General features: G+C 67.0%; 15 protein-coding genes. 7 read left to right on the forward strand and 8 right to left on the reverse strand.

Translation table 11 applies throughout. From position 1 onward, the window contains the following. Positions 1-18 precede the first annotated feature (18 nt). Positions 19-369 (reverse strand): ArsR/SmtB family transcription factor, encoded by a 351-nt coding sequence (locus tag QM701_RS08960; protein ID WP_415166728.1) that lies wholly within the window; start codon positions 367-369, stop codon positions 19-21. Between the two features lie 55 nt (positions 370-424). Between QM701_RS08960 and QM701_RS08965 the strand changes: the two genes are divergently transcribed. The 4 genes from QM701_RS08965 to QM701_RS08980 all read left to right on the forward strand — a co-directional run bounded on the left by QM701_RS08965 (position 425) and on the right by QM701_RS08980 (position 4442). Next, entirely contained in the window at positions 425-1738 is a 1314-nt protein-coding gene (locus QM701_RS08965) for a murein hydrolase activator EnvC family protein (RefSeq protein WP_415166729.1), read from the forward strand. Positions 1739-1766: 28 nt separating this feature from the next. Next, complete coding sequence (locus QM701_RS08970) at positions 1767-3167, forward strand: S41 family peptidase (protein WP_415166730.1); 1401 nt, start codon at positions 1767-1769, stop codon at positions 3165-3167. 182 nt (positions 3168-3349) lie between these two features. After that, complete coding sequence (locus QM701_RS08975) at positions 3350-3610, forward strand: hypothetical protein (protein ID WP_415166731.1); 261 nt, start codon at positions 3350-3352, stop codon at positions 3608-3610. 73 nt (positions 3611-3683) lie between these two features. Beyond that, positions 3684-4442, forward strand: a complete 759-nt coding sequence (locus QM701_RS08980) for a HesA/MoeB/ThiF family protein (protein WP_415166732.1) — start codon at positions 3684-3686, stop codon at positions 4440-4442. Here the strand turns inward: QM701_RS08980 and ribD are convergent, their stop codons facing one another. From ribD to QM701_RS09000, 4 genes are read right to left on the reverse strand one after another with little or no spacing between them, the layout of a single operon-like run. Further along, positions 4443-5534, reverse strand: a complete 1092-nt coding sequence (ribD, locus tag QM701_RS08985) for a bifunctional diaminohydroxyphosphoribosylaminopyrimidine deaminase/5-amino-6-(5-phosphoribosylamino)uracil reductase RibD (protein WP_415166733.1) — start codon at positions 5532-5534, stop codon at positions 4443-4445. 19 nt (positions 5535-5553) lie between these two features. Next, entirely contained in the window at positions 5554-6024 is a 471-nt protein-coding gene (nrdR, locus tag QM701_RS08990; RefSeq protein ID WP_415166734.1) for a transcriptional regulator NrdR, read from the reverse strand. A gap of 6 nt (positions 6025-6030) precedes the next feature. Then, entirely contained in the window at positions 6031-7281 is a 1251-nt protein-coding gene (gene glyA / locus QM701_RS08995) for a serine hydroxymethyltransferase (protein WP_415166735.1), read from the reverse strand. A 46-nt stretch (positions 7282-7327) separates the two neighbouring features. Then, positions 7328-7975: a histidine phosphatase family protein gene (locus QM701_RS09000; RefSeq protein ID WP_415166736.1), complete on the reverse strand. Its 648-nt coding sequence runs from the start codon at positions 7973-7975 to the stop codon at positions 7328-7330. A gap of 242 nt (positions 7976-8217) precedes the next feature. Here QM701_RS09000 and QM701_RS09005 point away from each other — a divergent pair, with 242 nt between their 5' ends. Both QM701_RS09005 and QM701_RS09010 read left to right on the forward strand, forming a co-directional pair. Further along, entirely contained in the window at positions 8218-8814 is a 597-nt protein-coding gene (locus QM701_RS09005) for a TRAP transporter small permease subunit (protein WP_415166737.1), read from the forward strand. After that, a complete protein-coding gene (locus QM701_RS09010; protein ID WP_415166738.1) occupies positions 8811-10463 on the forward strand; it encodes a TRAP transporter large permease in 1653 nt (550 codons plus the stop codon). The genes QM701_RS09005 and QM701_RS09010 overlap by 4 nt, the downstream gene beginning before the upstream one ends. A 54-nt stretch (positions 10464-10517) precedes the next feature. Here QM701_RS09010 and QM701_RS09015 read toward each other — a convergent pair whose 3' ends face one another. Together QM701_RS09015 and pmbA are read right to left on the reverse strand one after the other, a co-directional pair. Then, positions 10518-11600 carry a TRAP transporter substrate-binding protein gene (locus QM701_RS09015; protein WP_415166739.1) on the reverse strand — a complete coding sequence of 361 codons (1083 nt, stop codon included), beginning with the start codon at positions 11598-11600 and terminating at the stop codon, positions 10518-10520. 111 nt (positions 11601-11711) lie between these two features. Beyond that, complete coding sequence (gene pmbA / locus QM701_RS09020) at positions 11712-13085, reverse strand: metalloprotease PmbA (RefSeq protein ID WP_415166740.1); 1374 nt, start codon at positions 13083-13085, stop codon at positions 11712-11714. A gap of 95 nt (positions 13086-13180) precedes the next feature. On the opposite strand from pmbA, the gene yjgA reads away from it, so the two are divergent. Then, a complete protein-coding gene (gene yjgA / locus QM701_RS09025; protein ID WP_415166741.1) occupies positions 13181-13690 on the forward strand; it encodes a ribosome biogenesis factor YjgA in 510 nt (169 codons plus the stop codon). 14 nt (positions 13691-13704) lie between these two features. Here the strand turns inward: yjgA and QM701_RS09030 are convergent, their stop codons facing one another. Then, the gene (locus QM701_RS09030; protein ID WP_415166742.1) at positions 13705-15228 is read right to left on the reverse strand and encodes a hypothetical protein; all 1524 of its coding nucleotides are present in this window, start codon (positions 15226-15228) and stop codon (positions 13705-13707) included. Between the last annotated feature and the right edge of the window lie 70 nt (positions 15229-15298).

The following is a 15298-nucleotide window of genomic DNA, read 5'->3' on the forward strand; positions in this document are numbered from 1 at the left end:
GGCGGTCCGCTGCGCGAATCAAGCGCCACAGAAGACTTCCTGCATCATGCCGATCAATTGCAGAATGCGCGCGTCGCCGACGCGGTAGTAAACGCGGTTGGCGTCCTTCCGCGTGACCAGCACGCCCTTGTTGCGCAGGATGGCGAGATGCTGGGAAATGTTGCTTTGCGAGGTGCCCACGGCATCGACGATTTCCTGGACACAGGCTTCCCGATCACCGAGGACGCACAGGATTTTCAGGCGCAGCGGGTGCGAGATCGACTTGAGCGCGCGCGCCGCAAGCTCGATGTGCTCCTGCTTTTCGATCAAATTGACCTCTTTGATCACGGTGCCAGCCCTCGTGGTCTCTCGTTGAATAGAGCGAATCATTATAGAATAATTCCCGATTCCGGGGACGCCCCCTGAGCCACGCCCCGATCCGCGCATGAACGTTTCCCCTCTCGCCAGAATTCCCGCCGCGTCTGCATGCCGCCGGGCCGTGCCGGTTTTCGTCGTGGCGTGCGCCCTGCTGACGGCGCCTGCCGCGTCGGCCGCGGGAAAAGACGCCGCGCCGCCGACCCGCGCCGAGGTCACGGAAAAGAAGACCGATCTCAAGGAATTGCGCGGCCAGATCGACTCCCTGCGCAAGAAGATGACCGCTGCCGAGGGCCAGCGCGCCAGCGCGGCCGACCAGGTCAAGGACATCGAGCGCGAGATTTCCGCGACGCAGCGGGAACTGCACAATCTTTCGGGGCAGAAGGACAGGCTGCAGGCGACGCTGAAGGATCTCGGCAGGCAGGAGCAGGCGCTCTCGGGACGCCTGGACGAATTGCATGCGCAACTGGAAAACCTGGTCTATCGCCAGTACCTGCAGGGGCAGCCCGATGCCCTGCGCCTGCTGCTCGACGGCGAGGACCCGAGCCAGATGGCGCGCGACCTGTATTACCTGGGCGCCATCGGGCGCGCCCGCAAGCACTTGCTGAGCGAAACGGAGACGCTGCTCGAACGCAAGCGGACGCTGGCCGAAGACATCCGCGAACGGGCCGGGGAACTTTCTTCGGTCGAGGCCCGGCAGCAGGAACAACATGCCCGGCTCGTTGCCCAACGCGAGCAGCGCAAGGAGGTGCTGGCCAGGATTTCGTCGCAGATCTCCGAGCAGCGCAAGGAAATCGGCAACCTGCAACGGGACGAGAAGCAGCTCGCGCAGTTGGTCGCGCGGCTGGACCGGATCATCGCCGCGCGGCCGGCGCCGCGCAAGGAGAGCCCGGCGAAGCCGGCGGCGCCGGAAAAGCGCTCGCCGGCGGGCCGCGAGAGCGCGCCCGAGGTGGCCAACGAGCGCACGCCGGAAGCCTTGCCGGCCGGCAGTTTCGCGGCCTTGAAGGGCAGTCTGCGCCTGCCGGTGCGGGGTACGCTCACCAACCGCTACGGCAGCGCGCGCCAGGAGGGCAGCACGTGGAAAGGGTTGTTCATCCGCGCGCCGCAGGGCAGCGACATCAAGGCCATCGCCGGGGGGCGCGTGGTGTTCGCCGACTGGATGCGCGGGTTCGGCAACCTGCTGATCGTCGATCACGGCGGCAGCTATCTGTCGATCTACGGTTACAACGACGCAGTGCTGAAGCAGGTCGGCGACAGCGTACGCGGGGGTGATTCGATTGCCACGGCGGGCAACAGCGGTGGCAATCCAGAATCGGGTTTATACTTTGAATTGCGTCATCAGGGGCAACCGATCGATCCGCTGCAATGGGTCAACCTCAAATGACATGGGCAATTTTCTTGGAGCGCGTTCGATGGGCAAGTTGAAACAAGCGGGTCTGGTTTGCGCGGGTCTGGCGGGCGGCATCCTGATCAGCCTGCAATTCTCGGCGATGGCCGAAAAGGAGGCCCGGGCCACGCTTCCCGTCGAGGAACTGCGCACCTTCGCGGAGATCTTCAACGCGATCAAGCAGGGCTACGTCGAGCCGGTCGAGGACAAGAAACTGATCACCCACGCCATCAGCGGCATGCTCTCCAACCTCGACCCGCACTCGGCCTATCTCGATGCCGACGCGTTCAAGGATCTGCAGACGAGCACGCAGGGCGAATTCGGCGGCCTAGGCATCGAGGTCGGCATGGAGGACGGCCTGGTCAAGGTCATCTCCCCGATCGAGGACACGCCGGCCGACCGGGCGGGCGTCAAGGCCGGCGACCTGATCTTCAAGCTCGACGACAAGCTGGTCAAGGGCATGACCCTGACCGACGCGGTCAAGCGCATGCGCGGCAAGCCGAAGACGCAGATCAAGCTGTCCATCATCCGCAAGGGCGAGCCGCAGCCGCTCGAGATCACGCTGACGCGCGAGGTGATCAAGGTCCAGAGCGTCAAGTCCAAGCGCATCGACGACCAGTACGGCTACCTGCGCATCACCTCCTTCCAGGAGAACACCGCGCCGTCCGTGGTCAAGCATCTGAACGACCTCTACAAGCCCGGCTCGCTCAAGGGCCTGGTGCTCGACCTGCGCAACGATCCCGGCGGGCTGCTCAATTCGGCGATCGGCGTCACCGCCGCCTTCCTGCCGTACGGCACGCTGGTTACCTCGACCGACGGCCGCGTGCCCGACGCCAAGCACCAGTACTTCGTGAATCCCGAGGATTACCTGCGCGGCAGCAAGGAGGACTTCATCCGCAACATCCCGGTCGAGGCGCTGAAGGTGCCGATGGTGGTGCTGATCAACGGCGGTTCCGCCTCGGCGTCCGAGATCGTCGCCGGCGCCCTGCAGGATCACAAGCGCGCGGTGGTGATGGGCACCACCAGCTTCGGCAAGGGCTCGGTGCAGACCATCATTCCGCTGCCCGGCAGCACGGCGATCAAGCTGACCACGGCGCGCTACTTCACGCCGTCCGGGCGCTCGATCCAGGCCAAGGGCATCGAGCCGGACATCGCCGTCGAGGAAACGCCCAACGGCGTGTCGGCCATGCGCCTGCGCGAAGCCGACCTGGAAAACCATCTGGAGAACAACCGTGAAGACGGCAAGGACGCCGCGCCCGTCAAGCCGCAGGCCAAGACGCCGGCGAAGCCGAAGACGGGGCCGGCCAAGGATGGCGATGACGAGGGCTTCGAGCCGCCGGGCCGCGAACTGGCCTCGAAGAAGGATTATCAGCTGAATCAGGCGATCAACCTGCTCAAGGGGCTGCAGATCATCCAGAGCAAGTAGCGCCGCCGGGGAGAGCGCATGAAGCGTCCGGTCGAAACGCCCAGGAAACCGGAGCCGATCCGCAAGGAGCGCAGCCTCCGGTTCGCCGAATTTCCCCCCGGTCAGGTGCCGGAGGCGGCGGACTTCTCGGCGGGCTGGCCGGACTGGAAATCCATCCCCGCGTCGCCGACCGCTCGATCACGGTGGCCTACGACCTGCACGAGCACTCGCTGGAGGAACTCGAATCCGCGCTGCAGGACAAGGGCTTCCACCTGGAATGCTCGCTGCTGAACAAGCTGGTCCGCGCGCTGATCTACTACGTCGAGGAAACCGAGATCCACAACCTCGCCGCGCCGCGCCGCCTGCTGAAGAAATCCCAGAACGAGGCCTACACGCACGCCTGGGAGCGCCATCCGCACGGCGACCACGACGATACGCCCCCGGAGTGGCGCGAATACAAATGATCCCAAACCGGACGGGAAGCGCGGCACGCGCATCGCCGTCCGGGACTTTCCTTTTCCGCCACACTTTCCGCGCATGAACGACGAACAACTGCTCCGCTACAGCCGGCACATCCTGCTCGACCCGATCGGCATCGAGGGCCAGGCGCGCATCGTCGGCGCGCACGTGCTGATCGTCGGGGCCGGCGGCCTCGGCTCGCCCGCGGCCTTCTACCTCGCCTCGGCGGGCATCGGCAAGATCACGCTGGCCGACAGCGACACGGTGGACCTCACCAACCTGCAGCGGCAGATCCTCCACACCCAGGACCGCATCGGGCAGGCCAAGGCGCTGTCGGGCCAGGCGACCCTGGCGCGCATCAACCCGGAGGTTGCCGTCGTCCCGGTCACCGAACGCCTGGCCGGGGAGCGGCTCGCGGCGCTGGTCGCCGGGGCCGACGCGGTGCTCGACTGCTGCGACAATTTCGACACCCGCCACGCCGTCAACCGGGCCTGTGTCGAACATCGCGTGCCGCTGATCTCGGGCGCGGCCGTGCGCTTCAGCGGGCAGGTCTCGGTGTTCGATCCGCGGCGGGCGGATTCCCCCTGCTACCACTGCCTGTTCCCCGAGGGCGAGGACGTCGAGGAGATGCGCTGCGCGGTGACCGGCATCTTCGCGCCGCTGACCGGCATCATCGGTTCCGTGCAGGCCGCCGAGGCGCTCAAGCTGCTCAGCGGCGCCGGCGAGCCGCTGGTCGGGCGCCTGCTGCTGCTCAACGCCCTGACGATGGAATGGCGCAGCGTGCGCTTCGGCAAGGACCCGCACTGCGCGGTCTGCGCCGCGCGCGGCAATCCGTGATCAGCGCGGCTTGAAGCGGGCCAGCACGCGCAGGTCGCCGCCGACCATGCGCAGATCGTCGATCGCCAACTGCCGCCTGCCGTCGAGCGAGGCCAGTTCGGGCAGGTCGAACATGCCGCGCGCCTGGTCGCCGATCAGGCAGGGCGCCAGGTAAAGCAGCAGTTCGTCGACCAGGCCGGCTTCCAGCAGCGCGCCGTTGAGCCGGCTGCCGCCTTCGACGTGCACCTCGTTGATGCCGCGCCGGCCGAGTGCCGCCAGCAGCGCCGCGAGGTCCACCCGCCCGGCGCCGTCCGGCAGGGGCAGCAGTTCGGCGCCGCGCCGCCGCAGCTCGGCGGCGTTGGCGCCGTCTTCGCTGGCGGTCGCCAGCAGGAGCCGGCCCTCGGCCAGCACGCGGGCGTGCGGCGGAAGTTCGAGCCGGGCATCGACCACGACTTTCAGCGGCTGCCGCCCGGTCGCCACGCCGCGCACGTTGAGCTGCGGATCGTCCTCGCGCACCGTGCCGATCCCGCTCAGGATGGCGCAGGCGCGCGCCCGCCAGCGGTGCCCGTCCTGGCGGGCCGCCGGCCCGGTGATCCACTGGCTGCTGCCGTTGCGCAGGGCGGTCTTGCCGTCCAGGCTGCCCGCCAGCTTCAGCCGCACCCACGGCCGCCCGCGCGACATGCGGGCAACGAAGCCGACGTTGAGTTCGACCGCCGCCGCCTCCAGCAGCCCGCATTCGGTGGCGATCCCGGCGGCGGCCAGCGCGGCCAGCCCGCGTCCGGCGACCTGCGGATTGGGGTCCTGCATGGCGGCCACGACGCGCGCCACGCCGGCGCCGATCAGCGCGTCCGCGCACGGCGGCGTGCGGCCGTGGTGGCTGCAGGGTTCGAGGGTGACGTACGCCGTCGCACCCCGCGCGGCCGCGCCGGCCGCCGCCAGGGCGTGCACTTCGGCATGCGCCTCGCCCGCCCGCCGGTGCCAGCCTTCGCCGACGATCTTCCCGTCCCTGGCGATCACGCAGCCGACGCGCGGATTGGGCGTGGTGGTGAACAGCCCGCGCCGCGCCAGCCGCAGGGCGCGCGCCATGAAATCGTGGTCGGCGGCGCTGAACATGGCGGCAGGAGGCGGCGGGTCAGCGAATGCGCCGCGGCACCGGGCGCGAGACTTCCTTGACGAGATCGGAGAATTCGTCGACGTCTTCGAAGTTGCGGTAGACCGAGGCGAAACGGACGTAGGCGACCTTGTCGATCTTTTTCAGTTCGCGCATGACCATCTCGCCGATCTTCTCCGAGGGAATCTCGCGCTCGCCCTGGGTGAGCAGCTTTTCCTCGATGCGCAGGATCGCCGCGTCGACCGCCTCGACCGTCACCGGCCGCTTGCGCAGGGCCAGCCACAGGCTGGCGGAGAGCTTCTCGCGGTCGAAATCGACGCGCGAGCCGTTCTTCTTGACCACCTGCGGCAGGCGGATTTCCGCCCGCTCGTAGGTGGAGAAGCGCTTGTCGCAGGACAGGCAGCGCCGGCGGCGGCGCACGATGTCGCCGTCCTCGTTGATGCGCGTATCTGCGACCGTCGTGTCGGACGCTCCGCAGAACGGGCACTTCATGCCGGATCAGGCCCCGTAGACCGGAAACTTCCGGCACAGCGCGGCGACCTTCTCGCGCACCTGCGCCAGCACGGCCTCGTCGTTCGGCGCGTCGAGCACGTCGGCGACCAGGTGCGCCACTTCCTCGGCTTCGAGCTCGGTGAAGCCGCGCGTGGTCATGGCCGGCGTGCCGATGCGGATGCCGGAGGTGACCATCGGCTTCTGCGGGTCGTGGGGGATGGCGTTCTTGTTGACCGTGATGTGCGCCTTGCCCAGCGCCGCCTCGGCTTCCTTGCCGGTGATGTTCTTGGCGCGCAGGTCGACCAGGAAGACGTGCGACTCGGTGCGGCCGGAGACGATGCGCAGGCCGCGCTCCTCGGACAGCACGCGCGAGAACACGCGGGCGTTGGCCACCACCTGTTCCTGGTATTCGCGGAACTCGGGCGTCGCCGCTTCCTTGAAGGCCACGGCCTTGGCGGCGATCACGTGCATCAGCGGGCCGCCCTGCAGGCCGGGGAAGATCGCCGAGTTGATGGCCTTCTCGTGCTCGGCCTTCATCAGGATGACGCCGCCGCGCGGGCCGCGCAGCGTCTTGTGCGTGGTCGAGGTGACCACGTCGGCGAACGGCACGGGATTCGGATAGCAGTCGGCGGCGATCAACCCGGCGTAGTGCGCCATGTCGACCCAGAAAATCGCGCCGACCTCCTTGGCCACCTTGGAGAAGCGCTCGAAATCGATGCGCAGCGAATAGGCGGACGCGCCGGCGATGATGATCCTCGGCTTGTGCTCGCGGGCCAGTTCCTCCATCGCCTCGTAGTCGATCTCTTCCTTTTCGTTGAGGCCGTAGGCGACGACGTTGAACCATTTGCCGGACATGTTCAGCGGCATGCCGTGCGTGAGGTGCCCGCCTTCGGCCAGGCTCATGCCCATGATCGTGTCGCCGGGCTTGGCGAAGGCCATCAGCACGGCCTGGTTGGCCTGCGAGCCGGAGTTCGGCTGCACGTTGGCGGCGTCGGCGCCGAACAGCTTCTTCAGGCGGTCGATGGCGATCTGCTCGGCCACGTCGACGTACTCGCAGCCGCCGTAGTAGCGCTTGCCCGGATAGCCTTCGGCGTATTTGTTGGTCAGCTGCGAGCCCTGCGCCTCCATGACCGCCTTGCTGACGTAGTTCTCGGAGGCAATCAGTTCGATGTGCTCCTCCTGGCGGCGATTCTCGCTCTCGATCGCCCTCCACAGGTCGGGATCAACTTTTGCCAGGGTGTCTTTCGCTGAAAACATCGTCCGCCTCACAAGCCATTGAAAAGATGCAAATCATACCGGATCGCTATATCCGCGTCACGAACGGCGCCTGCGCCATGCCGGCCAGGTGCGCGGTGTCGCCCCACGAGTCGAGCCGCCAGCGGTCGCCGTCCACGGCCAGCCAGTTGATGGAGGCGTTCGGCAGGGGAAAATCGCGCGGCCGTTCCATCGGCACGCCATGCACGCGGCGGTACACCAGATCGAGCACGCCGCCGTGCGCGACGACGGCGATGGTCTGCCCGGCATGCCGGCGCGCCAGGCGGGACAGGCAGGCGACGACGCGGTCGAGGTGCTGGCGCAGGCTCTCGCCGCCGGGCAGCACGTAGTCGGCGCGGCGGGCGGCCAGCGCCTCGGCCACGGCCGCGTCGCCGGCCAGGATTTCCTCGCGCGTCTTGCCCTCGCAGCAGCCGAAATTCCGTTCCCGCAGCTCGGGTTCGAGCCGCAGCGCGAGCCCGAGCGCGTCGGCGAGCGGCTGCGCCGTCTGGCGGGCGCGCAGCAGGTCGCTGCTGTAGAGCGCGTCGAAGCGCTGTCCGGCCAGCCGCCCGGCGAGCGCTTCGGCCTGCGCCAGGCCCGACCCGTTGAGCGGCAGGTCGCGATGTCCCTGGATGCGCAGCTCGGCGTTCCACGCCGTCTCCCCGTGACGGATCAGGCAGATTCTCGCCTCTTCTCGCACGTTCGATTCCTTATCCAAAAAATCTTTCATAACAATGGCGTACCACTCACAAACGATGCCAAAACCTCCCGGCAGCGGTGAATCCATGCAATAATTGCGCGCTGTTTGCGGGCCGGGCACACCAAATACTCCCACAAGGACCTCATGCCGCCCGTTCAAGCCCACGGGTGCGATCCACCCGTTTCCTTGTCCTTGCAAACGCGCGAAATTCTGAATTCTGCCATCAGACAAGGATTTTTCCAGTGAACGCCCTACTCACGCTGTCGCGCCAAATCGACGCGTTGACCGAACGGATCGGCAAATCGGCCATCTGGATCGTGCTGATCGTCGTGCTCGTCAGCACCGGCAACGCCATCATGCGCTACGCCTTCAACTACAGTTCCAACGCGCTGCTGGAAATCCAGTGGTACCTGTTCGGGCTGATCTTCCTGCTGTGCTCGGGGTACACGCTGCTGCGCAACGAACACGTGCGCATCGACCTGCTGTCCGCCAAGCTCTCGAAACGCGGCCAGACCTGGATCGACATCCTCGGCATCCTGTTCTTCCTGATGCCGATGGCCATCGCCATCCTGGTCCTGTCCTGGCCGGTCTTCCTGCATACCTTCGAATCCAACGAGATGTCCAACAGCGCCGGCGGGCTGATCGTCTGGCCGGCCCGGCTGATGATCCCGGTCGGCTTCGCGCTGCTGATCCTGCAGGGCGTCTCCGAGCTGATCAAGCGCATCGGCTTCCTGCGCGGGCTGTGTCCCGATCCGACCGAGAAGCGCAACGCCAAGAGCGCCGAGGAAGAGCTCGCCGAAGTGATCCAGGCGCGCAAGGCGAAGGGAGAACGGCGATGACCGAGTTCCTGATCGCCAACATGGCGCCGATCATCTTCGCCTCGATGATCGTCTTCCTGCTGCTCGGTTTCCCGGTCGCCTTCGCGCTGGCCGCCAACGGCGTCGTCTTCGGGCTGATCGGCATCGAGCTCGGCCTGCTCGGGCCGCAGCTCTTCCAGGCCCTGCCCGACCGCATCTACGGCGTGATGGCCAACGAGACGCTGCTGGCCGTGCCGTTCTTCACCTTCATGGGGCTGATCCTCGAACGCTCGGGGATGGCCGAGGATCTGCTCGACACCATCGGCCAGCTGTTCGGCCCGGTGCGCGGCGGGCTGGCCTACGCGGTGATCTTCGTCGGCGCCCTGCTCGCCGCCACCACCGGCGTGGTCGCCGCGTCGGTGATCTCGATGGGCCTCATCTCGCTGCCGATCATGCTGCGCTACGGCTACGACAAGCGCCTGGCCTCCGGCGTCATCGCCGCGTCGGGTACCCTGGCGCAGATCATCCCGCCCTCGCTGGTGCTCATCGTGATGGCCGACCAGCTCGGCAAATCGGTCGGCGACATGTACAAGGGCGCCTTCATCCCGGGCCTCGTGCTGACCGGGCTGTATGTGCTCTACGTCATCCTGCTCTCGTTCATCCGTCCCAAGTGGGTGCCGGCGCTGCCGCCCGAAGCGCGGATCTTCCGCGAGGCGAACGGCAAGACCGGCGGCACCTCGCTGCTGATCCTGGCCGCCATCTCGGTCGCCGCGGGCATCGCCTTCGGCAAGACCCGCCCGGACGAGATGCCGCTCGACGAAGTGATCGTGCTGTGCACCATGGTCGGCATCGCCGTGCCCTTCGTCATCGCCTTGATCAACCGGGGCTGCAAGCTCGGCCTGCTCTCGGCGATGGCGGAAAAGGTCACCTTCGTGCTGATCCCGCCGCTGGGCCTCATCTTCCTGGTGCTCGGCACCATCTTCCTGGGCATCGCCACGCCGACCGAGGGCGGCGCCATGGGCGCCACCGGCGCGCTGCTGATGGCCGTGGTGCGCAGGCGCCTCGACGGCAAGCTGCTCCGGCAGGCCATGGAAAGCACCGCCAAGCTGACCACCTTCGTGGTGTTCATCCTGATCGGCGCGCGCGTCTTTTCGCTGACCTTCTACGGCGTGGACGGCCACCTGTGGGTCGAGCACCTGCTCGTCGGCCTGCCCGGCGGGCAGTACGGCTTCCTGATCGTGGTCAACCTGCTGGTGTTCGTGCTGGCCTTCTTCCTCGACTATTTCGAGCTGTCGTTCATCGTCGTGCCGCTGCTTGGGCCGGTCGCCGAAAAGCTGGGCATCGACCTGATCTGGTTCGGCGTGCTGCTCGGCGTCAACATGCAGACCTCGTTCCTGCACCCGCCGTTCGGCTTCGCGCTCTTTTTCCTGCGCTCGGTCGCACCGGCGTCGGTCAAGACCAGCGACATCTACTGGGGCGCCATTCCCTTCGTCTGCATCCAGATCCTGATGGTGATGCTGGTCATCCTGTTCCCGCAGATGGTCACCGTGGGCATGGACAAGGCGCAGGCGGTCGACATCAACTCGGTGGAAATCGTGTTGCCGGACACCCACTACGACGACACGTCGTCCGAACCGCCGACGTTCCCCGAAGAGGAACCGGAGGCCGCGCCGGAAGGCGAGGAAAAATAGGACTCAACAAAAACGGGGGCATCGCCCCCGTTTTTGTTTTGCCGCCATCCCCGCTCAATTCTTGCGGCTGTACATGAACCGCGCGTACTCGTTTTCCGCCACCCGGTACCAGAGATTCTGGTCGTTCAGGAATTTCTTGTAATCCTCGTAGATCTTTTTGAACTCGGGGTTGGCGGCCGAGGTTTCCGCGTAATACTCCTGCGCGGCCTTATAGCTCGCTTCCATGACGTCCTTGGGGAAGGGCAGCAGCTTGGTGCCCGAAGCCAGCAGCTGCTTCAGCGCCACCGGGTTCTTGGCGTCGTAGCGCGCGCACATCTCGGTGTCGGTTTCGGCGCAGGCCGCCTCGATGATGGCCTGGTATTCCTTCGGCAGCTCGGCGAATTTCTTGGCGTTGATGTACGTCGAAATCTGCGGGCCGCCTTCCCACCACGCCGGGTAGTAGTAGTACTTGGCCACCTTGTTGAAGCCCAGCTTCTGGTCGTCGTACGGGCCGACCCATTCGACCGCGTCGATCGTGCCCTTTTCGAGCGCCGGGTAGATGTCGCTGCCGGCGATCTGCTGCGGCACCACGCCCATCTTGGCCAGGACGGCGCCGGCCAGCCCGGCGACGCGCATTTTCAGGCCCTTGAAATCGGCGACGCTCTTGATCTCCTTGCGGTACCAGCCGCCCATCTGCACGCCGGTGTTGCCGCTCGGGAAGGACACGATGTTGGACTTGGCGAAGAAATCGGCCATCAGCTTGGCGCCGTTGCCCTGGCGGTACCAGGCCTTGATCTGGCGGGCGTTCATGCCGAACGGGATGGCCGTGTCGATGCAGTACGTGGGGTCCTTGCCGAAGTAGTAATACGAACAGGTGAAGCCGATTTCAACCGTGCCGTCCCTGACCGCGTCATGCACGCCCGGGCCGGGAACGATTTCGCCGGCGGCGAACAGCTGGATCTGGAACTTGCCGCCGGACATCTCCGCAATGCGCTTGATCAGGAACTCGGCCGAACCGTGCAGCGTATCCAGGCTTTTCGGGAAGCTCGACGCCATCCGCCACTTGATCGCCGGCGCGTTCTGGGCGAGCGCCGGAGCGGCAACGGCCCCCGCGGCGAGACCGACCCCCGCCTGCTTCAAAAAGGAACGTCTTTCCATGATTTATTTTCTCCGTATGTGGTAAAGCGACCGTCAGACAACCGTTGGATTATAGACAAAGCCCGCCATGCCATTCGGGCTTTCGCGCGCCGCCGGCCGGCGCGCGGAAAGTCAGCCGCCGGCGACCTTCATTTCGCCGACCAGGATCGAGCCGACCTGGCGCGAGCCGCGCACCAGCACGTCGTTGCCGACCTCGGCGATGTCCAGGAACATGTCCCGCAGGTTGCCGGCGATGGTGATTTCCTCGACCGCATGCCGGATCTCGCCGCCTTCGACCCAGTAACCGGCCGCGCCGCGCGAATAATCGCCGGTCACGTAATTGATCCCGTGCCCGAGCAGTTCGGTGACCAGCAGGCCGCGCCCCATCCTGGCGATCAGCCCGCGGAAATCGTGCGCGCCCGGCTGCACGATCAGGTTATGGCAGCCGCCGGCGTTCCCCGTGGTCTGCATGCCGAGCTTGCGCGCCGTGTAGGCGCTCAGGAAATATCCCTGCAGTTCGCCGCCCACCACCACGGAGCGGTCGCGCGTGGCCACACCGTCGTTGTCGAACATGCTGCTGGCCAGGGCGCCGGGCAGGTGCGGGCGCTCGTCGATGCGCACGCCGTCCGGGAAAACGCGCTTGCCGAGGGAATCCACCAGGAAGGACGTCTTGCGGTACAGGCTGCCGCCGCTCGCGGCATGCACGAAGCTGCCGATCAGCGCGGCGGCCAGCGGCGCCTCGAACAGCACCGGCACCTTGCACGTCCTGATCCGGCGCGGACCGAGCCGGGACAGCGCCCGCCGGGCCGCATAGTCGCCGATGGCCTCGGGCGAGGCGATCCGCTGCGGGTCGCGCGCGGTGGAGTACCAGTCGTCGCGCTGCATGCCGTCACTTTTGCCGGCGATCACCGAGCACGAAAGGTAGTGCCGCGAGGTCGGATAGCCACCCATGAAGCCGAGGCTGTTGGCGGCGATGAACTGCCCTTCCTGGATCGACACCGTGGCGCCTTCCGAATTGCTCACCAGCGGGCTGACGGCGAACGCCGCCTGTTCGCAGCGCCGCGCCAGATCGGCCGCCTCGTCCACCGACAACGGCCAGGGATGGTACAGATCGAGGTCGGCGAAACCCTGCTCGGGGTTGGCCAGCAGTTCGTTTTCCGGCAGCCCGGCACAGGCGTCCTCCGCGGTGTAGCGGGCGATGTTGAGCGCGGCCTCGACCGTCTCGCGCAGGGCGGTCCGGGAAAAGTCCGAGGTGCTGGCGTAGCCCTTGCGCTGGCCCAGGTAAACCGTCACGCCGATGCCTTTGTCGCGGTTGTGCTCGATGGTCTCGACGTCGCCGCAACGCACGGTCACCGACTGCCCGAAGCCCTCCGAAACGTCAACCTCGCAATCGCTGGCGCCCGCCTGGCGCGCATGGCCGAGCACGTCCTGCGCCAGGGAACGAAGCGTGTCGAGCGAATGGCCGAAGCGGGCCTCGTGGACGATCGGAACGGATTTTCGGGGCATGGGGCTGAGGAGGAAGCGGCAAAGTCGTTATCATAGCAGCCCGCGCCGCGTTCTCCCGTCCGGGCGGGCGCGCCCAACCAGCAAGGCAAAGGCCGATGGAACATCCCGACGACGAACCGGTTTACCTCTCCAAGACCCGGCGCAAGCGCGCCATGGAGGAACTGCAGGCGCTCGGCGAGGCGCTGGCCGCGCTGCCCGCCGACCGGCTGAAGAAGATCGATCTCCCCGAGGATCTGCGCGAGGCCGTCGGCACGGCGCAGCGCATGCCCCGCCAGGACGAGGCCCGGCGCCGGCAGATGCAGTACATCGGCCGACTGATGCGCAACGTCGAAACCGAACCGATCCGCGCCGCCCTGGCGGACGCGCGCGGCGACTCGGCGGCCGAGACGGCGCGGCTGCACCGGATCGAGCGGTTGCGCGAGGCACTGCTGGCGGACGAGACGGCGCTGCACGAGATCGCCACCCTTTATCCGGGCATCGACCTGCAGCATCTGCGCTCGCTGCGCCGCGCGGCGATAAAGGAAAAGGAGCAGGACAAGCCGCCGCGCAACTACCGGGCGATCTTCCAGCTGCTCAAGGACGCCGAGCTGAACGAAGCGGACTGAGGGCGGACGCCACCTCAGGCGGAAAGCATCTCCCGATAGCGGCCGACCTCGAAGCCGCCGCCGGTTTCCTCGAGTTCCACCGGCGCGAGCATATGGCGCCGCTCGTCCTGCACGAACTCCAGGTTCTGGCGCACGTCGAAACTGCCCGGCGGCAGCACCAGGCGAACCTGCTCCGCCGCCGCATCCTCGCGCAGCCAGATGCCGGGAATGGCGTCGGTGGCCGACAAGCCCGAGGTGCGCGGGCGCAGCTCGACGCTCTGCGCGTTGCGCGAAAGCGTCTGGATGCCGATGCTGGCGCGCGCATCCGCGTGCACGCTGCGGCGCCTGACCACGCCCAGCACCCAGTTGTCGCCGCCCTCCGGCTGCAGGCACAGCAGCGAGCCGATGGTCAGCCAGTCGCCGGCCGCCTCCGTGCCGGCGCTGAAGCCGCCCAGGCTGACGTTCTCGACGACCCAGCTTTCGGCCGACCGCTCGACGCCCAGCCGCGCCACGTTGCCGGCGAACACCGCCAGGCTGCTGTCGAAACCCTGCAGCACGGCCATGCGCGTCTTGGCCGCGTGGCGCACGTGCTCGCGCTGCGGCGGCACGGGCGCCCAGTACAGCGCCAGATGCCGCAGCACCTTGAGCAGCGCCGCCGGCGGATACTCCGCCCCGAGGTTGAGCTCCACTGGGATCGTGCCCCGCTCGACGGCGTGCATCAGTTCATCCAGCGCCTGCGACACCGTGCCCGGCTGGAAGAAGCGCAGGCCGGGCGACAGCTGCGCGGGCGGACGGACCAGCCGCGTCGGCGGCAGGGCGCTGGCGGCGTCGATCCAATACACGCTTTCCGGCAGGCACTCCGCGCCGAAGATGAAGCCGGGCAGAAAATGCGTGATCAGCCGGTCGGCCAGTTCGATCTCAAGCGGCAGCAGCGTGCCCATCGACGACGATTCGCGCACCAGCGTCTGCAGATACTGCTGCGCCACGCTGGTCGACCCCGCCGCGCCGGGGTACATCTGCACCGGTTTCTGCGCGTAGCCGCCCGCTTCCGCCGCGAGATAGGGCAACCCGAGCCCGCGCCACAAGTCCTCGCCGATCACGCCGTAGCGGTAATCGATCCATTTGAGCTGGCTCGCACGCGCCGCCAGGAGCCGCGTCGCGGCAACCGGCACGTCGCCCTTGAACACCTCGCCGCCCTTGGTTTTCGGATTCATCGCGAAGCGTTCGACGCAGCGCGCGTAAAGCCACGAGACTTCGCCCCAGTAATTGAAGCACATCGTCCACAGGCGCCGCTCCTCGTTCTTCGACAGGCGCGGGGTGCGCAGATAATGCCGCGTCAACCGGCGCAGGTGCGGCTGCGCCGCTTCGTCGAGGCCGCTGACCACCGCATGGAGATGATCCAGCCGGAAATCGTCGGCCAGCCGCAGGGACTCGAACCAGCCATAGACCTCGTCGATCGCCTTGAACGCATCCGGCGGCAGCTCGGCCAGCACACGTTTGAACTCCCTGGCCTCGCCGAGAGGATGATCCGGCCGCGTCGAAAAGAAATTCAGCATCATGGCACCCCGTTCCGCCGGAAAGCCTCCCGGCCACACGCGAGAAAAAGCACGCTCAGGTATTCCGGCAGTA

The sequence above is a fragment of the Propionivibrio sp. genome (genome assembly GCF_047602565.1).
Taxonomy (GTDB): domain Bacteria; phylum Pseudomonadota; class Gammaproteobacteria; order Burkholderiales; family Rhodocyclaceae; genus Propionivibrio.